The sequence below is a fragment of the Pseudomonas sp. G5(2012) genome, from assembly GCF_000408945.1.
Classification (GTDB): domain Bacteria; phylum Pseudomonadota; class Gammaproteobacteria; order Pseudomonadales; family Pseudomonadaceae; genus Aquipseudomonas; species Aquipseudomonas umsongensis.
In genome coordinates this window covers 1-16772 of the sequence record NZ_APIO01000003.1, presented here as the reverse complement: position 1 = coordinate 16772, position 16772 = coordinate 1, and the positions used below count along the sequence as shown (strand labels likewise).

General features: G+C 61.0%; 20 protein-coding genes. 9 read left to right on the top strand and 11 right to left on the bottom strand.

Going from position 1 to position 16772, the window contains the following annotated elements:
- Positions 1–77 precede the first annotated feature (77 nt).
- A complete protein-coding gene (locus PG5_RS01860) occupies positions 78–368 on the top strand; it encodes a SelT/SelW/SelH family protein (protein WP_020795384.1) in 291 nt (96 codons plus the stop codon).
- Here PG5_RS01860 and PG5_RS01855 read toward each other — a convergent pair.
- Together PG5_RS01855 and PG5_RS01850 are read right to left on the bottom strand one after the other, a co-directional pair.
- On the bottom strand, positions 362–1255 hold the full coding sequence (locus tag PG5_RS01855) for a DMT family transporter (RefSeq protein WP_020795383.1): 894 nt from the start codon (positions 1253–1255) through the stop codon (positions 362–364). The genes PG5_RS01860 and PG5_RS01855 overlap by 7 nt on opposite strands.
- A gap of 72 nt (positions 1256–1327) precedes the next feature.
- Complete coding sequence (locus tag PG5_RS01850) at positions 1328–2086, bottom strand: AraC family transcriptional regulator (RefSeq protein ID WP_020795382.1); 759 nt, start codon at positions 2084–2086, stop codon at positions 1328–1330.
- 172 nt (positions 2087–2258) lie between these two features.
- On the opposite strand from PG5_RS01850, the gene PG5_RS01845 reads away from it, so the two are divergent.
- On the top strand, positions 2259–3074 hold the full coding sequence (locus PG5_RS01845) for a UDP-2,3-diacylglucosamine diphosphatase (protein WP_020795381.1): 816 nt from the start codon (positions 2259–2261) through the stop codon (positions 3072–3074).
- A 136-nt stretch (positions 3075–3210) separates the two neighbouring features.
- Here PG5_RS01845 and PG5_RS01840 read toward each other — a convergent pair whose 3' ends face one another.
- Positions 3211–3801, bottom strand: coding sequence for an HD domain-containing protein (locus PG5_RS01840; RefSeq protein ID WP_020795380.1), 591 nt, complete (start codon positions 3799–3801; stop codon positions 3211–3213).
- 18 nt (positions 3802–3819) lie between these two features.
- On the bottom strand, positions 3820–4131 hold the full coding sequence (locus PG5_RS01835; RefSeq protein ID WP_033043007.1) for a DUF962 domain-containing protein: 312 nt from the start codon (positions 4129–4131) through the stop codon (positions 3820–3822).
- Between the two features lie 161 nt (positions 4132–4292).
- Between PG5_RS01835 and PG5_RS01830 the strand changes: the two genes are divergently transcribed.
- Positions 4293–5354: an AraC family transcriptional regulator gene (locus tag PG5_RS01830; RefSeq protein ID WP_020795378.1), complete on the top strand. Its 1062-nt coding sequence runs from the start codon at positions 4293–4295 to the stop codon at positions 5352–5354.
- Here PG5_RS01830 and PG5_RS01825 read toward each other — a convergent pair.
- Complete coding sequence (locus tag PG5_RS01825; protein ID WP_020795377.1) at positions 5311–6765, bottom strand: TrkH family potassium uptake protein; 1455 nt, start codon at positions 6763–6765, stop codon at positions 5311–5313. The two genes, PG5_RS01830 and PG5_RS01825, sit on opposite strands and share 44 nt — an antisense overlap.
- 119 nt (positions 6766–6884) lie before the next feature.
- On the opposite strand from PG5_RS01825, the gene PG5_RS01820 reads away from it, so the two are divergent.
- Positions 6885–7448: an NAD(P)H nitroreductase gene (locus PG5_RS01820; RefSeq protein ID WP_020795376.1), complete on the top strand. Its 564-nt coding sequence runs from the start codon at positions 6885–6887 to the stop codon at positions 7446–7448.
- A gap of 34 nt (positions 7449–7482) precedes the next feature.
- Here the strand turns inward: PG5_RS01820 and PG5_RS01815 are convergent, their stop codons facing one another.
- The 6 genes from PG5_RS01815 to PG5_RS01790 form a co-directional block, all read right to left on the bottom strand.
- Positions 7483–8820 carry a HAMP domain-containing sensor histidine kinase gene (locus PG5_RS01815; protein WP_020795375.1) on the bottom strand — a complete coding sequence of 446 codons (1338 nt, stop codon included), beginning with the start codon at positions 8818–8820 and terminating at the stop codon, positions 7483–7485.
- Between the two features lie 159 nt (positions 8821–8979).
- Complete coding sequence (locus PG5_RS01810) at positions 8980–9438, bottom strand: pilus assembly protein (RefSeq protein ID WP_020795374.1); 459 nt, start codon at positions 9436–9438, stop codon at positions 8980–8982.
- 226 nt (positions 9439–9664) lie between these two features.
- Positions 9665–10342 carry a response regulator transcription factor gene (locus tag PG5_RS01805; protein ID WP_008055526.1) on the bottom strand — a complete coding sequence of 226 codons (678 nt, stop codon included), beginning with the start codon at positions 10340–10342 and terminating at the stop codon, positions 9665–9667.
- A 7-nt stretch (positions 10343–10349) separates the two neighbouring features.
- Complete coding sequence (locus PG5_RS01800; RefSeq protein ID WP_020795373.1) at positions 10350–10763, bottom strand: hypothetical protein; 414 nt, start codon at positions 10761–10763, stop codon at positions 10350–10352.
- Between the two features lie 110 nt (positions 10764–10873).
- On the bottom strand, positions 10874–11173 hold the full coding sequence (locus tag PG5_RS01795) for a YciI family protein (protein ID WP_008021382.1): 300 nt from the start codon (positions 11171–11173) through the stop codon (positions 10874–10876).
- 1 nt (position 11174) lies between these two features.
- On the bottom strand, positions 11175–11771 hold the full coding sequence (locus PG5_RS01790; RefSeq protein ID WP_020795372.1) for a septation protein A: 597 nt from the start codon (positions 11769–11771) through the stop codon (positions 11175–11177).
- An 87-nt stretch (positions 11772–11858) separates the two neighbouring features.
- Here PG5_RS01790 and PG5_RS01785 point away from each other — a divergent pair, with 87 nt between their 5' ends.
- The 5 genes from PG5_RS01785 (at position 11859) to rluB (ending at position 16609) form a co-directional block, all read left to right on the top strand.
- Positions 11859–12722, top strand: a complete 864-nt coding sequence (locus PG5_RS01785; RefSeq protein WP_020795371.1) for a PHP domain-containing protein — start codon at positions 11859–11861, stop codon at positions 12720–12722.
- Positions 12723–12735: 13 nt separating this feature from the next.
- Positions 12736–13365: an L-threonylcarbamoyladenylate synthase gene (locus tag PG5_RS01780; protein ID WP_020795370.1), complete on the top strand. Its 630-nt coding sequence runs from the start codon at positions 12736–12738 to the stop codon at positions 13363–13365.
- Positions 13366–13485: 120 nt separating this feature from the next.
- Positions 13486–14184 (top strand): ScpA family protein, encoded by a 699-nt coding sequence (locus PG5_RS01775; protein ID WP_172901685.1) that lies wholly within the window; start codon positions 13486–13488, stop codon positions 14182–14184.
- An 11-nt stretch (positions 14185–14195) separates the two neighbouring features.
- Entirely contained in the window at positions 14196–15149 is a 954-nt protein-coding gene (scpB, locus tag PG5_RS01770) for an SMC-Scp complex subunit ScpB (protein WP_020795369.1), read from the top strand.
- 242 nt (positions 15150–15391) lie between these two features.
- Positions 15392–16609 carry a 23S rRNA pseudouridine(2605) synthase RluB gene (gene rluB, locus PG5_RS01765; protein ID WP_020795368.1) on the top strand — a complete coding sequence of 406 codons (1218 nt, stop codon included), beginning with the start codon at positions 15392–15394 and terminating at the stop codon, positions 16607–16609.
- Positions 16610–16772: the final 163 nt, after the last annotated feature.

Genomic DNA, 16772 nt, shown 5'->3' with positions numbered 1-16772 from the left:
AACCGCGTTATCGTTCTTCGCGGGCAATAACGACCGTTATCATGGTCGTCCCCTCCGTTTCAGGAAATGCGCCGATCATGACCACCAGCAAACCGGAAATCGTCATCACCTATTGCACCCAATGCCAGTGGCTTTTGCGTGCGGCCTGGCTGGCCCAGGAACTGCTCAGCACTTTTGGCGATGACCTGGGCAAGGTGTCGCTGGTGCCCGGCACGGGCGGGGTCTTTCACATTTTCTGTGATCAGGTGCAGCTCTGGGAGCGCAAGGCAGACGGCGGTTTCCCCGAGGCCAAGGTGCTCAAGCAGCGAGTCCGCGACCAGATCGATCCGGACCGCGACCTGGGCCACAACGATCGCACCACTCAGTGAGACACCGCCTCCGCAGCAACGGCTTTCTTGCCTGATCCGCTGGAAAGCCTGCTGGACACCATGATCGCGACGATGATCAATGCGCCGCCAAGCAGCATGCGCAGGGTCGGGTTTTCATTGAATAACAGCCAGGCCATGGTGATCCCGTAAACCGGCTCAAGGGCGAAGACCACCGCAGCGGTCCGCGCCTTGATCACCGCCAGGCTGGCGACAAACAGGCTATGGGCAACGCCGGTGCAGAACACCCCGAGCAGGCCGATCCACAGCCAGTCGATGGCTCGCACTTCGCTCAGGTGGGGGGCCGCTGCCGGTAGCAGGCACAATCCGACCACCACGTTCTGGCACAACGCCGCCTGCACCGGCGGGATGCGCGCGGAGCTGGCGCGGTTGGTCAGCGACAACAGGGAAAACAGCAGGCCCGAGGCGATCGACCAGAGCAGGCCGGTGGTGGCGCCACTGCCCAAGTCGAACTCAGGCGTGACCAGCACCAGCCCGACACTGACCAGTGCCACCAGCAGGATTTCATTGGCGCGGATGCGCTCGCGGAAAATCAGCCCTTCAAGGATCACGGTAAAGGCCGGGAAGCTGGCAAAGCCCAGGGTGGCGATGGCCACGCCAGCGATCTTCACCGAAACGAAGAAGCTCACCCAGTGCCCGGCCAGCAGCAAACCGCTGAGCAACAGTCGGCGCACATCCACGGCTTCGAGTTTCTGCCAGCGGGTCTGGCTGGCGAAGCGTGCAAAGAACGCCAGCGCCAGCACCGCGAACGCCGCCCGGCCGAAGACGATGATTGACGCAGAGGCGACGGCAAGTTTGCCGAACACGCCGGTCAAGCCGAACATCAATGCGCCGATATGCAGGGCGCCCAGGGCGGTACGGGGAGTCATGGCAATCCTTGAGGAAGTGAGCACGGTCATTTAACCGCGCCCGCTGGCGCTGTGTCTGTCGCCAGACTCGCGTTATTTGTCGCCAGCCTCGCGCCGCAGCTTACCGGGCGATGCGCCGAACTCGCGCAGCACTGCAGCGGCAAAGGCGCTTTGGGAGCTGTAGCCGACCCGACAGGCAATCTCGCCAATAGGCAGCGCCGAATGGCGCAGCAAGCTCATGGCCTTGTGCAAGCGTCGGCTGCGGATGTATTCCATCGGCGTCTGCCCGCATTCGGCCACGAACCGCGCATGCAAACGCGCGCTGGAAAGACCGGCTACGCGGGCCAAGTCGGCGACTTGCAGCGGGTAGGCGGCGTATTGGTCAATGTGCGCATTCAACGCGGCGTAGGGTAGGCGCCGGCCACCAACCGGGTCCGGCCTGGTGTTGTTGAGGCTGGCCAGTAATAGCACCGCGCCCTGTTGAGCGATCACCGGGTCATCGACCTGACTGTTGGCCAGCCATTCGACCAGTTGGCTCTGTCCCGCATCCAGCGACAAGCGACCGGCGTTGTCGAGCAGGCGCCGACTGGCATCGGCATGATCGCCCAGGGATTGGCCAAGCCATTGATCGCCGGGCACGTCCAGGACCAGGCATCGACTGCCATTGGGGCTGCCGCAGGCATGGTGAAAACCGGAGGGAATCACCACGAAGCTTTGCTGGACCACCTGGCTGCCACGCCCGTCGACCTCGAAATCCAGCGCACCCGACAGCCCGAACACCAATTGCGCGTGCTCGTGGCTGTGGACGATCAGGTCATGGGTGTAATGGCGCAGGGTAAGGATCGGTCTCATCGCGGTTCTCGTTACAAGCTTTCGTTACAGGCTCTCATTGCAGGGTTGATGAGTCAGGGCCCAGTCTACACCGACACGGCTTGCGCGCGCTGTCACAGGACTGACTTGCCATTGTCATGGGTCATTAACCCGACCGGTTCAAGCTTGCCAAAACTTGTCCTGAGGGTCGCCCATGACCAGCGCCGAGCTCGCCAAACCCAGTCGTAAGCAACGTGTGCGCACCTTGTGGATTTCCGACGTGCACCTGGGCACGCGCGATTGTCAGGCCGAGCACCTGTCGCAGTTTCTCAAGGGCTATCACGCAGACAAGATCTACCTGGTCGGCGATATCATCGACGGCTGGAAACTGCGCGGCGGCATGTACTGGCCCCAGGCGCACACCAATGTGATCCGGCGCCTGTTGACCATGAGCAAGCGCGGCACCGAGGTCATCTACGTCACCGGCAACCACGACGAATTCCTGCGCCGTTATTCGAAACTGATCCTGGGCAATATCCAGTTGGTGGACGAAGCGGTGCACGTGACCGCCGATGGCCGGCACCTGCTGGTGATCCACGGCGATCAGTTTGACGTGATCACTCGCTATCACCGCTGGCTGGCGTTTCTTGGCGACTCAGCGTACGAATTCACCCTGACCCTCAACCGCTGGCTCAACCATTGGCGCGCCCGATATGGCTACGGTTACTGGTCGCTGTCGGCGTACCTCAAGCACAAGGTCAAGACCGCGGTCAGCTTCATCAGTGATTTTGAAGAGGCCATTGCCCATGAGTGCGTCAAGCGCGAGCTGCATGGGGTGGTGTGCGGGCATATTCACCATGCCGAGATCCGCAAGGTCGGCGAGGTGGATTACCTCAATTGTGGTGATTGGGTGGAGTCGTGCACCGCGTTGATCGAACATTGGGATGGCACGATCGAATTGTATCGGTTGGCCGATGCGCAGGCGCGGGAGGCGCAGGTGAAGGCGGCGAAGGTGGCGGAACTGGCCTAAGAGTTTTGGCGTCTGGACTGGCCTCTTCGCGAGCAGGCTCGCTCCCACCAGGTGACCGAATTCCTTCAGTAACGTGCGATCAAACTGTGGGAGCGAGCCTGCTCGCGAAGAGGCCGGCACGGGCACTGCAGATCTGTCAGGCTGGTGAATACTCTTCCATCGCCGCCTTGTAGATCGAATTCTTCGGCTGGGCAAACAAGCGCTCCATCATAGGCTCGAAGAAACTCAGCGGCAGCGTGTCATACGCTGGATCAAACGCCGCCGCATCGTACTTGGCACAGAACTCGATGGTCGCCTGATACTGCGGATGGTCGCAAAATTGCTCGCGCAGGTGCCGATCCATGCCCAGGTGATGGAAGAAGTAGTAGCCCTGGAAAATCCCGTGTTTCTCCACCATCCACAGGTTTTCAGGGCTGACGAAAGGCTTGAGGATCGCGGCGGCGATGTCCGGGTGGTTATAGGAACCCAGGGTGTCGCCGATATCGTGGAGCAGGGCGCAGACCACGTATTCTTCGTCGCGGCCATCGCGCCAGGCACGGGTGGCGGTTTGGAGCGAGTGGGTCAGGCGGTCCACGGGGAAACCGCCGAAGTCACCTTCCAGTAACTTCAGGTGCGCGACGATCCGTATTGGCAACTGACGAGCATAGGCGCTGAAGTCCGCGGCGATGATCGCCCAGTCTTCCTGCGTACCATCCTTCATGTGAGTAAAACGGGCATTGGCATTCATCGGCAATCCTCTGGTGATCTAGAACGGCACACGTCCCAGAATCATGTCGCGATACATGACGAAATCGCCGAGCAGGCTGTAGAAAGGGTGCTGGAAGGTCGCAGGACGATTCTTCTCGAAGAAGAAATGCCCAACCCAGGCGAAGCTATAACCTGCCAGCGGCAAAACCCACAACAGCATCCAGGCGCCACGACCGATGGTCAGCGCCAGAATGAAAATCACCAGCGTCGTGCCGATGAAGTGCAATCGTCGGCAGGTGCTGTTGCTGTGTTCACTGAGGTAATACGGGTAAAACTCAGCGAAACTGTTGAAACGCTTGATGTTTTCCACGACTGCGATCTCTGTGGTCATTGTTCTGGCCGCAAGTTGTTCGGCGGGTAGCTTATTTGAGTCTAGAGTGATCATTGGCGCCAGCCAGTGACAATAGGCGCCACTTTAGTATCCTTCGGAAAACTTGCCGCGACAGACGGCTCACCAAGACAGTAAACGCCATGAGCGAACGAACGACTTCTGCAAGCTGGGCGATGGGGATTGTCAAAGCACTGGAAATGGACGGCCTGGATTGCCGGGTTCTGTTCAAGCAGCTGGGGCTCGACTACGCGGCACTCGATGATCCGGATGCACGCTTCCCGCAAGATTCCATGACACGACTGTGGCAACGGGCGGTTGAACTGTCCGGTAACCCGGCGATTGGCCTGAACATGGGCAAGGTGGTGCGGCCTGCACAGTTTCATGTGACGGGCTATGCCTTGATGTCCAGCCAGACCCTGGCCGAAGGGTTCAAGCGGCTGGTGCGCTACCAGCGGATCATCGCCGAAAGCGCCGACCTGAGTTTTCGCCTGCTGGATGAGGGCTATGCGCTTATTCTGACGGTGCATGGCGACCATTTGCCGCCTACCCGGCAAAGCGCCGAAGCCTCGCTGGCTTGCGCCCTGGCGCTGTGTGGCTGGCTGACCGGGCGCACGCTGCATCCGCGCAAGGTCCTGGTGCAAGGCGCTGAACCGCTCAATCTCGAACCCTACAAACAAGCCTTCCACGCGCCACTGGTATTCAACGCACCCTACGATGCGCTGATTTTCGAACGGGCGGACATGGAGGCGCCGCTGCCGACGGCCAACGAAGCCATGGCGTTGTTGCATGACCGCTTCGCCGGCGAATACCTGGCGCGATTTTCCGAGAGTCGAGTCACGCACAAGGCGCGGCAGGTTTTGTGCCGATTACTGCCCCAGGGCGAACCCAAGCGCGATGCGGTCGCGCAGACGTTGCACCTGTCGCAACGCACCCTGCAACGGCGTCTGCAGGAGGAGGGCACGAGTTTCCAGACGTTGCTCGACGACACCCGCCGTGAGCTGGCCGAACAGTATCTGGCGCAACCGACCATGACCCTGCTGGAAATTGCCTACCTGCTGGGGTTCGCTGATCCGAGCAATTTCTTCCGCGCGTTCCGCCGCTGGTTTGACACCACGCCCGGCGAGTACCGGGCGCGATTGACGGGAACGCCGCTGCCGGTCAGTGACGCCAGAACGCCGGAATACACAGCACAAACACCGTAATGATCTCCAGTCGGCCCAGGAGCATGCCGAACGAGAGAATCCATTTGGCGGCGTCCGGCAGCGAGGCGAAGTTGCCGGCCGGACCGATGGTCTCGCCCAGCCCAGGGCCGACGCCGGACACGGTGCTGGCGGCACCGGTCAGGGCGGTCATCCAGTCCACCCCGAGCAGTGACAGCAGTAGCGCGATCACGCAGATGGTGATCGCGAAGAAGAACGAAAAGGTCAGGATCGAACGTACGATCTCTTCATCGAGGCGGTGACCGTTGTACTTCTGCTTGATCACCGCCCGCGGGTGAATCAGTTGGTTAAGGTTGGCCTTGAGCAGGATATAGGCGACCTGGAAGCGGAAAATCTTGATCCCGCCAGCGGTTGAGCCGGAGCAGCCGCCAACAAAACCCAGATAGAAGAACAGCATCAGCGAGAAATTTCCCCACAGGCTGTAGTCCCCCAGCGCGAAGCCGGTGGTGGTGACCACCGACGTCACGTTCAGCGCCACATGCCGCAGCGCTTCGAGCCAATGCAGCTGGGTAGTCCACCAGTACCAGGTGCCGAGCACCAGCCAGGTCACCAGCAGCATCCCGAGCAAGCCCTGGACCTGTTGATCCTTGATCAGCGCCCGGCGGTTACCGCGCAGGGTCGCCACATACAGGGTGAACGGCAGGCTGCCGAGAATCATGATGACGATGGCTACCCAATGCACCGCCGGCTGCGTCCACTTGGCCAGGGATTGGTCCGAGGTGGAAAAACCGCCCGTGGAAATCGCCGACATCGCATGGTTGATCGCGTCGAACGGACTCATTCCGGCCCACCAGAACGCCAGGCTGCCGAAAATGGTGATGCCGACATAGGCTGCGACGATCAGGCGCGCCACCATGTGTGAACGGGGCATGACTTTCTCGGAGCGGTCCGAGGATTCGGTCTGGAACAGCCGCATGCCACCGATGCGCAGCAGCGGCAGGATCGCCACCGCCATGCCGATAAACCCGATGCCGCCGATCCAGTGCAGCAGCGAGCGCCACATCAGGATCCCGGGGGACATGTCGTCCAGGTGGTTGAGCACCGTCGCACCGGTGGCGGTGATCCCGGACATGCTTTCGAAGAACGAATCGGTGTAGCTGATGTGCTGGGTCAGCAGGAAGGGCAGCGCGGCGAAGATACACACCACCAGCCAACTGCTGACAGTTAGCAGGTACATGTCCCGTGGTCGCAGATGAACATGCTCGGGGCGCCCGGGAATGACCAGGGCGAGGCCGGCGACAAAGGTGATCATGCTGGCCCAGAGGAACGACGGCAGGTCGCCGGTGCGATCGAAGATCACCAGCGTACCCATGGGTACGACCATGGCGATGGCCAGGGTTATCAGGAAGATGCCGATGATGAAACCAATGAGACGTAAGGTCGGCAACGCCATGAAATCCGCTCGGCTGAAGTAAGGAAGGCGCCATTCTACCTGCGGGGCGGGGCATGTAAACCGCACTGCCTCAGTAGTTACAGCTAGAATAGCCGCACAATTTTTTCTGGAGGTGGCCGATGCAGGCTCTCGACGTTTTGCTCAACCGTGTTTCCGTCCCGCGCCTGATCGAACCGGCCCCCACCCAGGCGCAACGTGAAGTGCTGTTTGCCGCGGCCATGCGTGCCCCGGACCACGGTCATTTGCAGCCTTGGCGTTTCCTGACTGTCGAAGGTGCGGCGCGCGAGCAAATGGGCGAGTTGCTGGCCGAGGCGGCAAAGTTGCAGGACGCTGAAGTGACCGAAGCGGCCATCGACAAGGCGCGTAACGGACCACTGCGGGCACCCTTGGTGGTGGTCGTGATCGCGCGGGTGCAGGATCACGTCAAGTATCCGAAGTCCGAGCAACGGCTGGCGGCGGGTTGTGCAGCCCACGGGATCTTGCTGGCGGCCTATGCGCAAGGCATTGGTGCGGTCTGGCGTACCGGTGACCTGGCCTATTCGCCGCATGTGGCCAAGGGCTTGGGCCTGGCCGAAGGCGAAGAGGTGATTGCCTTCCTGTACCTTGGCACGCCGCAAAAAGAGCCGCGGGTAGCGGAGAAGGTTGACCTGGCCAAGTTCGTCAGCGCCTGGCCAGCCGCATAAAGATCATTCCCACGCGGAGCGTGGGAATGATTACTTAGGCGACAGCCCCCGGCACCAGTGGCAATTCCAGGCTGGCTATAAACCCGCCCTCAGGGTGATTGGCCAGCACCAGGCTTCCGCCATGCCGTTCCGCCGCACGGCGCGCAATCGCCAGGCCCAGGCCATGCCCGGGCGCCGACTGTCCGGGCGCACGATAGAACGGCTCACCCAGCTGTCTCAAATGTTCCTCGTCCGCCCCCGGCCCATGGTCACGCACGGTCACTACAATCCGTTCTCCTTTCCGCAGCGCCTGCATTTCAATCGGCAGGCCGCCCGCCGGGTTGAAGCGCTGGGCGTTGCGCAGCAGGTTGTCCACGGCTCGCTCAATCATCGTCGGCCAACCCTTGAGGGTCAGTTGCGACTCGGCTTCAAGGTGCACGAGCTGATCGGGTGAACCCAGTTGTGCATCCTTTTGCAACGTATTGAGCAGGGCGTTGAGATCCACCTCTTCGGCACTGGCGTTATCGGCGTCAACCCGTGCCAGCACGAGGATTTCGCTGATCAACGCTTCGAGGCGGTCGCATTCGCGGGTCAGGCGCGGCCAGAGTTTCTCTCGTTCCTGCGGCGTGGCTCGCTCGGCCAGAGCCAGCGCAATGCGCAGGCGAGCGAGGGGCGAACGCAGTTCGTGTGACACATCGCGCAGCAGCTGGCGTTGACTGCCGATCAGGCTTTGCAGGCGCGCGCCCATGCGATTGAAGTCGTTGGCCAACACGCCGAATTCATCGCGGCGGTTGGCCAGTTTGACCAGGCTGTTCTGTTGATAGGTGGTTTGTCCCAGGTCATGCACCGCACCGCGCAAGCGGCTGAGAGGGCGAGTGATGGATAAGGTGACCAACAGGCTGAACAGGGTCAGCACCACTAATGCGATCCCCAGTGCACTCAACGGCCAGAGCAGGCTTTCGCGGTGCCAGGCGTCGAGTTCTGGATGTGGAATCCGGTAGATGAACAGATAGGTGTCACCGCTTTTGTCGCTGGTGTATTCATCCGTCAGGCGACGCCATGGCAAGCGACGGTCATCGTTGTTCTGCCGCGCTTCAAACGCAGCGGCACGTCGCGGGAAGGTGCCGCGTACTACCGGGTCGCCGCTTTCGTTGAGGACCTGGACATCGATGTGATACTGGCGCTTGCGCTTCTGCAGAAGATCCTGCGCCGCGTCTTCGCCTTGGGATTCGTAAGTCTGCGTCCATTGCTCAGCCAGTGTATTGAGACCTGGGTGGCGACTGAGTATCCACGCATCCTGGTTGAGCATGTGCCCGAGCAGAATGGAGAGCCCTGCAACGAGGGCGATGGCCAGCCAGAAGCTGGCCAGGATCCGCCAGAACAATGAGCGCACGGAAATTCCTCAAGCAAACACAAAATCACCTGTAGGAGCGAGCATGCTCGCGAAAAACTCAAGGACACACGGGCTACCTGATGCCCCGCATTATCGTTGAAGTCCATCGCGAGCAGGCTCGCTCCCACAGTTCAGCTGTTGGGCCTAGGGGTTAGCGCATTATTGCGCTTTTTGTGCCTGTTGCGCTTTCCACGCCTTGAACTCGGCCCATTCGGCGCGACGTTCAGCCTGTTTCTTCTGGATCTCGTCGAATTTCTTCTGTTGATCCGGTTTCAGCAACGCACGCACGTCGGCTTCGGCTTTCTTGTGGTTGGCGGCCATTTCATCTTTCATGGCTTTCTGGTCGGCTGGCGAGAGTTTTTCCAGGTACTTGTCGACCACTTGCTTACGCTCATGCATCTGCTCGCCCATGATCTTGCGGATCTGCTCGCGCTGCTCGCGGCTCAGGTCCAGTTGGCTGTACGGGCCTTTGCCGTGCATGCCATGCATGCCGTGCATCTGCCCACCGTGGTGCGAACCGTCCATCTCGCCACCCATCGGGCCTGCGCCTTCGGGCATGGCCATGGCAACGGTCGGGAGGGCGGCGGCGAACATCAGAGCGATAAGAGTCTTGCGCATGGTGAATCTCCTTGTCTCATTCCCGGTACGTTCCGGATGAGTACAGATTACGCAGATCAAGGTCAGCAGCGGTCAGCGATACGTAAAGCTTGGGTAAAGACCGATTGCCGACGACCTGACAAAGACAAACCCTGTAGGAGCTGCCGCAGGCTGCGATCTTTTGATTTTGCTTTTTAAGATCAAAAGATCGCAGCCTGCGGCAGCTCCTACAGGGATCGCGTTCTATTCAGAGGCTGTAGTAGTAACCACGGCTACGCAAAGCCACGATACGCGGGCGGCCATCAGGATGAGGACCGATCTTCTTGCGCAGATTACTGACGTGCATGTCGAGGCTGCGGTCGTACAGGGTCAGCTTGCGGCCGAGGGCGATTTGCGCCAGTTCCTGTTTATCCAGCGGCTCGCCGGGCTGCTTGAGCAGGGCTTCGAGCAGGCGGCTCTCGGAAACTGTAAGGGTGAATTCCTGTTCATCGATGCTGACCACGCCACGCACCGGGCTGAAACACAGGTCGCCCAGCTCCATCTGGCTGGACACTGCCGCCGGATGGCTGCGACGCAACACGGCGCGCAGGCGGGCTGTCAGTTCCCGCGGGTCGCAGGGTTTGGCCAGGTAGTCGTCGGCGCCGAGTTCCAGGCCGAGGATGCGGTCCAGGGGTTCGCCGCGGGCTGAAAGCATCAGCACCGGCAAGTCGGGGTGATCGCTGCGCAGTTGCTTGAGCAGTTCCAGGCCGCTGCCGTCCGGCAACATCACGTCCAGTACCACGGCCGCCGGGGACGTTTCGGCCAACGCGCGGCGCGCGCTCTGGCCGTCATGACAGGCGCGCACCTGAAACCCTTCCTGGCTCAGCCAGCTGCCCAGGAGCTCGCACAGTTCCTGGTCATCATCAATTAATAACAACTCGCTCATGGATCACTCAATTTAGCCATTGTCGACGTTTTCGCCTCGCACCACTGGCGAAGATACCGCAGAGCAGGGCGAATAGCGCCACCCCGGCGCCAATGACGAACCACTGTTGCTGATCGGTCAACAAGCGCGGGATCGAACTGCCGGCCTGTACTTCCCGAAGTTGCAGCTTGAGTCGCTGATTCTCCTGGCGCAATCGGGCCAGCTGGACGCTTTCGCGCTCGCCATCGGCATTGTTCAATTGTTTGCTCAGTTCTTCTCGTTGCCGCTCGCTTTCCTTCAAGCGTTGCTGCAGTTCGTTGATCTGGCTACCAGCGCTCAAGGACAGCGGCGTGGAGTTCGCGCCCTCGGCGGCTTCTTCCCCGTGGGCGGGCGCCACGATCGACAACGTGACCAACATCAGACACAACGGACCCTTGCGCATCGCGACTCCTGATTCCAATACGGATATTGGGGAGTTTGTCGGCAGGCAAACGAGATTAATGAGCGATTGAGAACGCGATGAACCGAGAAGGTTCACCGCGCAGAGGGAGCTTACGGGAGGACTTGCTTGAAAGGTTTGACCAGAACGTTGGCGTAGACGCCTGCGGCGATGTACGGATCGGCGTCGGCCCAGGCCTGTGCGGCGCTCAGGGAGTCGAATTCGGCGACGATCAGGCTGCCGGTGAAACCCGCTGCCCCCGGATCATTGCTGTCGACCGCCGGATGCGGGCCGGCCAATACGATGCGACCTTCGCCCTTGAGCGCTTGCAGGCGCTCGAGGTGTGCAGGCCGTGCGGCCAGGCGGGCTTCCAGGGAGTTGGCGACGTCTGTGGCAATGATTGCGTAAAGCATGTCAGTCCTCGGTTTTCGGCGTTGTGGTATCGGCGTCGTGCAGGTGGCGGGACAGGTAGATGCCCTGGCCGACCAGGAACAGCAAAGTCATGCCCAGGCTGCCGAAGACCTTGAAGTCGACCCAGTAGCTCTGGAAGGTGAACGCGACGAACAGGTTGGCGGCGCCGCAAAACAGGAAGAACGCGATCCAGGCGATGTTCAGGCGCATCCAGACCGGCTCAGGCAGGGTCAGCGCATGGCCCATGATGCGTTTGATCAGCAGTTGGTCACCGATGAAGTGGCTGCCGATGAAAGCCAGGGCGAACAGCCAGTTGACCACCGGGGCTTTCCATTTCAGGAAGGTCTCGCTGTGGAAGGCCAGGGTCAGGCTGCCGAAGACCAGGCAGGCGATGAGGGTCAGCCACTGGCTCTTCTCCAGCTTGCGCTGCTTGATGAACAGCGTGCCGTAGACCACCAGGGAGCTGATGATCAGCATCGCGGTGGCACTGTAGATACCGCCTACAGTGACCTCGTGGCCGGCAATGTCGACGACCCGTGGATCGATTTTGAAGACGATGAAAAACAGCAGGAGCGGGATGAAATCGATGAATTGTTTCACAGTGGCAGCCAGAAGCAGGATGTGGCGGCATAATAACAAACATATGGGCGCGCGATAGCGCCAGCTGATTTGAGGTTACAAAGCCCTGTGAATGTTGATTTGCACTGCCATAGCACGGCCTCCGATGGCGCCCTGGCGCCTGCGGTTCTGGTTGCGCGTGCATTCGAGAAAGGCGTGCGAGTCCTGGCCTTGACCGATCACGACACCCTTGAAGGCCTCGACGAGGCCCGTCACGCTGCGAATGCGCTGGGGATGCAACTGGTCAACGGCGTCGAGTTGTCCTGCACCTGGGGCGGCGCGACCATTCACGTTCTGGGCTACGGCTTCGACGTCGATGCCGCGCCGTTGGTCGAGGCGATTGCCAGGTTGCGCGATGGGCGCTGGCTACGCTCCGAGGAAATCAGCCGCAAACTGGCGCTCAAGGGCATGCCGGGTGCGCTGGACGGCGCAAGGGAAGTCCAGCAGGCCTTGGGAGATAGCGGTAACGCACCGGCCCGCCCGCACTTCGCCGACTGGATGGTGCGCGAAGGTTTCGTCAAGGATCGCGCCGAAGCGTTCCGCAAATGGCTGGGCGCCGGCAAGCTGGGAGACGTCAAGCAGCATTGGCCGACCCTGGACGAAACCGTCGAGACCCTGCGCGCGGCCAAGGCCTGGGTCAGCCTGGCCCATCCCTGGCATTACGAATTCACTCGCAGCAAGCGTCGCCGCCTGATTGCCGACTATATTCAAGCAGGGGGCCACGCAATCGAGGTGGTCAATGGCTATCAGCCTGCCGAACAAGTGGGCAGCCTCGCGATCCTGGCCCGCGAGTTCGGTCTGCTGGTCAGCGCCGGCAGTGATTTTCATGGCCCTGGAGGCTGGTCCGAGATCGGTGAATACCGCCCGCTCCCGGAGGATCTGCCACCACTGTGGTGTCGATTCAAACATGACCCAATTATTGCCGCCGTCTGAACAGGTAGAGAATGTGAGTCAATTTTTCCAGATTCATCCGGAAAACCCGCAAGCGCGCCTGATCAAGCAGGCTGTCGAGATCATCCGCAAGGGCGGGGTGGTGATTTATCCCACGGACTCCTCCTACGCAATCGGTTGCCAGATCGGCGACAAGGTCGCCGTGGAGCGCGTTCGCCGCCTGCGTCAGCTCGACGAAAAACACAACTTTGCGTTGATCTGCAGCGATCTGTCGCAACTGGGTCTGTTCGCCAAGATCGATACGGGCACTTTCCGCATTCTCAAGGCCCATCTTCCGGGGCCCTACACCTTCATCCTCAATGCCACCCGCGAAGTCCCGCGACTGCTGTTGCATCCGAAGAAGCGCACCATCGGCCTGCGGGTGCCGAGCCATCCCATTGCCCTGGCGCTGCTGGAAGAGCTGGGCGAACCGCTGATGAGCGTGACGTTGATCATGCCGGGCGATGATGACCCGATGACCGATCCCTACGAAATGCGCCAGTTGCTCGAGCATCAGGTGGACCTGATCATCGATGGCGGTTTCGGTGGGGTCAAGGCGTCCACCGTGATCAACCTCGCCGATGGCGAACCGGAAGTGATCCGTGTCGGTTGCGGTGACCCTGCGCCGTTCATGGTCGAGGCCTAGATGTCCGCAGTGGAACCCGTCGACAGCCAGGCCGGCGCCCAGCAAGAGCTGCCTTTCGCCATGGTCTATGGCCAGGCGGTCATGGAAATGCCGCTGGACCTGTACATTCCGCCGGATGCGCTGGAAGTCTTTCTCGAAGCCTTTGAAGGCCCGCTCGACCTGCTGCTGTACCTGATCCGCAAACAGAACATCAATATCCTCGATATTCCGGTGGCGGAAATCACCCGGCAGTACATGGGATATGTCGAGTTGATGCAGTCGGTGCGCCTGGAACTGGCGGCCGAATACCTGGTGATGGCCGCGATGCTGGCCGAGATCAAGTCGCGGATGCTGCTGCCACGGGCTGAAACCGTCGAAGACGAGGAAGAAGACCCGCGCGCCGAACTGATCCGCCGCTTGCAGGAATACGAGCGTTTCAAGGCCGCCGCCGAAGGTATCGACGGCTTAAGCCGGGTCGGTCGCGACGTGGTCGTGCCCAAGCTCGATGCCCCGGAGGCGCGGGCGCGCAAACTGTTGCCGGATGTGCGTTTGTCAGAGTTGCTGCTGTCCATGGCCGAGGTGCTGCGCCGGGGCGACATGTTTGAAAGCCATCAGGTCAGCCGCGAGGCGCTGTCCACCCGCGAACGCATGAGCGATGTGCTGGAACGGCTGAAGGGCGGCGGGTTTGTGCCGTTTGTCGAGCTTTTCACCGCCGAGGAAGGGCGCCTGGGGGTTGTCGTGACCTTCATGGCGATCCTCGAACTGGTCAAGGAATCCTTGGTCGAGCTGGTGCAGAATGAGCCGTTCGCCGCGATCCACGTCCGAGCACGAGCCGAATAACGAGTCCAATCATGAACCTGAGTGAACCCCGCGAGCTGGCGCCACTGCTCGAAGCCTTTCTGTTGGCCTCCGGAAAACCGCAATCGTTGGAGCGCCTGTTCGAGCTCTTCGAAGAGGCCGAGCGCCCGGAACCGGCGGTATTCAAGAAAGCGCTGACTATTCTGGGCAAGTCGTGCGATGGCCGCGCGTACGAGTTGAAGGAAGTTGCGTCCGGCTATCGCCTGCAAATCCGTGAGAAGTTTTCGCCGTGGGTCGGGCGTTTGTGGGAAGAGCGGCCGCAGCGTTACTCGCGGGCCATGCTCGAAACCATTGCCTTGATCGCCTATCGCCAGCCGATCACGCGGGGCGAAATCGAGGATGTGCGGGGCGTGGCGGTCAACAGCCAGATCGTCAAGACCCTGATGGAACGTGAGTGGATCCGCATCGTCGGTTACCGCGACGTACCGGGCAAGCCGGCGATGTTCGCCACCACCAAGGCGTTCCTCGATCACTTCAACCTGAAAAACCTCGATGACCTGCCGCCGCTGGCCGAGGTGCGCGAATTGGAGCCTGATCCGGTGCTCGATTTCGACGACGCGCCAGTACCCGCCGGGCTGCAGGAGCTGGCCGATGCCAGCGCCGAACCGGAAGAACCCAAGGAAGAGACCAGTTTTCATACGCTGTTGCTGGAACTGGACAGCATGGAGGAGGGGATCAAGACCGACTTCGATGATTTGTTGCGTGATGGTGATGCGCCGCAGACTGATCCAGAGGCGATCGACATCGAGCCGGAGCCGGTGGATCTGCGGGCTGAAGCTGAGCCCGAGCAGGAAGACGACATCCTCGGCGTCGCCGAGGCCCGTGAAAAACTGCTGGCCGCCGTCGCCGCCCTGGAACAGCCGAAACCCGAGCTTAGCGACGAGGAAGCCGAAGCATTGGCCCTGGCCGAAGCCATCGAAGCCGAACGCCGCGAGCTTGAAGATTGAAAAGATCGCAGCCTGCGGCAGCTCCTACAGGAATCGCATTCCAAATGTAGGAGCTGCCGCAGGCTGCGATCTTTTGATCTTGATGTTAATAGCGTGTCACCGGTCGGCGGAAAAATCAGTAAGTCACGTTCCATCAGCTACTCTCTGATGCGCAAACGCCCGCATGCGCGTATGATTCGCGACCCTTCGGCGATCCCTTCGCCCTAGTACCCAGTTTTCAGAACACACCGGGAGGTGCCCAGATGAGTATCAAAGACCAGAAAGACGACCAGGAAATCGGCCCAGCAGGCGAAAAACTGCAGAAAGTCCTCGCCCGTATCGGCGTCGGCTCGCGCCGTGACGTGGAAGCCTGGATCAGCCACGGCCGGATCAAGGTCAACGGCAAAGACGCCACCCTTGGCCAGCGCGTCGACATGCACGACGCCATCACCATCGATGGCAAGGTGATCAAGCGTGAAGAGGCCGCCGAGGCGGTCCGCCGCGTGATCATGTACAACAAGCCCGATGGCGAAATCTGCACCCGCGTCGACCCGGAAGGCCGTCCGACCGTGTTTGACAAGATGCCGCGTCCGAAAGAAGGTCGCTGGATCAACATCGGTCGCCTGGACATCAACACCACCGGCCTGCTGATGTTCACCACCGACGGTGAGCTGGCCAACCGCCTGATGCACCCTTCCTACGAAATGGACCGTGAATACGCGGTACGTGTGCGTGGCGAAGTCGACGACGAGATGATCGAGCGTCTGAAAGCTGGCGTGGTCCTCGAAGACGGCCCGGCCAAGTTCACCGACATCAAGCAAGCGCCGGGCGGCGAAGGTTTCAACCACTGGTACCACTGCGTAGTGATGGAAGGTCGCAACCGCGAAGTTCGTCGCCTGTGGGAATCCCAGGGCCTGGTGGTCAGCCGTCTGAAGCGCGTGCGTTTCGGTCCGGTGTTCCTCAATTCGGACCTGCCGATGGGCCGCTGGCGTGAAATGAGCCAGTACGAAGTCGACATCCTGAGTGCCGAAGTTGGCTTGGCACCGGTGGCGATGCCGCAGATGAACGCCAAGAGCAAAGACAAGCTTGACCGGATGCAGCGTAAATCGTCGCGTCCAATGGCCAAGACCGAGCGCGTACGTACCCTGCGTCCAGCCACTGGTGCCGCCGCACCGGCCTCGCCGCGTGCCAACCGCGAACCGCAGATCGAAGGCGAGCGTCCAGCACGCAAGCCAGCCGCCCGTCAGGACGGCGAACGCGGTCCACGCACACCACGTCCGGCCAATGGCCGTACCGAGCGTGGCGAAGGTCGTGGTACGCCGGTAGCCGATCGTCCGGCCGACACCAAGCGCCCGGCCAAGCCGGCGCCGAAACGTCCTGGCATCAGCCTGGTCGACGGTGACAAGCCGTCGGGCAAGCGCCGCGGCGCGCCGGCCGGTTCCGGCCAGCGTCCGGGGTTTGGTCGTCGTAAGCCGGAGTAATCTGTACGCGCTTCATGAAAAACGCCAACCTTCGGGTTGGCGTTTTTTTGCGCCTGGCTTTAGCCCGGTGGTGTTTTTGAGGGCGCCTTCGCGAGCAGGCTCGCTCCCACAAGGGATCACATTTCCATGAAACAACGCAGTCTCCTGTGGGAGATTCTATGGT

Bases quoted from the DNA above. Each gene is read 5' to 3' on its own strand.
- rluB (WP_020795368.1), top strand. From the start codon at position 15,392: ATGAGTATCAAAGACCAGAAAGACGACCAGGAAATCGGCCCAGCAGGC.
- PG5_RS01860 (WP_020795384.1), top strand. From the start codon at position 78: ATGACCACCAGCAAACCGGAAATCGTCATCACCTATTGCACCCAATGC.
- PG5_RS01830 (WP_020795378.1), top strand. From the start codon at position 4,293: ATGAGCGAACGAACGACTTCTGCAAGCTGGGCGATGGGGATTGTCAAA.
- PG5_RS01825 (WP_020795377.1), bottom strand. From the start codon at position 6,765: ATGGCGTTGCCGACCTTACGTCTCATTGGTTTCATCATCGGCATCTTC.
- PG5_RS01850 (WP_020795382.1), bottom strand. From the start codon at position 2,086: ATGAGACCGATCCTTACCCTGCGCCATTACACCCATGACCTGATCGTC.
- PG5_RS01810 (WP_020795374.1), bottom strand. From the start codon at position 9,438: ATGCGCAAGACTCTTATCGCTCTGATGTTCGCCGCCGCCCTCCCGACC.
- PG5_RS01820 (WP_020795376.1), top strand. From the start codon at position 6,885: ATGCAGGCTCTCGACGTTTTGCTCAACCGTGTTTCCGTCCCGCGCCTG.
- PG5_RS01795 (WP_008021382.1), bottom strand. From the start codon at position 11,173: ATGCTTTACGCAATCATTGCCACAGACGTCGCCAACTCCCTGGAAGCC.
- PG5_RS01805 (WP_008055526.1), bottom strand. From the start codon at position 10,342: ATGAGCGAGTTGTTATTAATTGATGATGACCAGGAACTGTGCGAGCTC.
- PG5_RS01845 (WP_020795381.1), top strand. From the start codon at position 2,259: ATGACCAGCGCCGAGCTCGCCAAACCCAGTCGTAAGCAACGTGTGCGC.
- PG5_RS01855 (WP_020795383.1), bottom strand. From the start codon at position 1,255: ATGACTCCCCGTACCGCCCTGGGCGCCCTGCATATCGGCGCATTGATG.
- PG5_RS01840 (WP_020795380.1), bottom strand. From the start codon at position 3,801: ATGAATGCCAATGCCCGTTTTACTCACATGAAGGATGGTACGCAGGAA.
- scpB (WP_020795369.1), top strand. From the start codon at position 14,196: ATGAACCTGAGTGAACCCCGCGAGCTGGCGCCACTGCTCGAAGCCTTT.
- PG5_RS01800 (WP_020795373.1), bottom strand. From the start codon at position 10,763: ATGCGCAAGGGTCCGTTGTGTCTGATGTTGGTCACGTTGTCGATCGTG.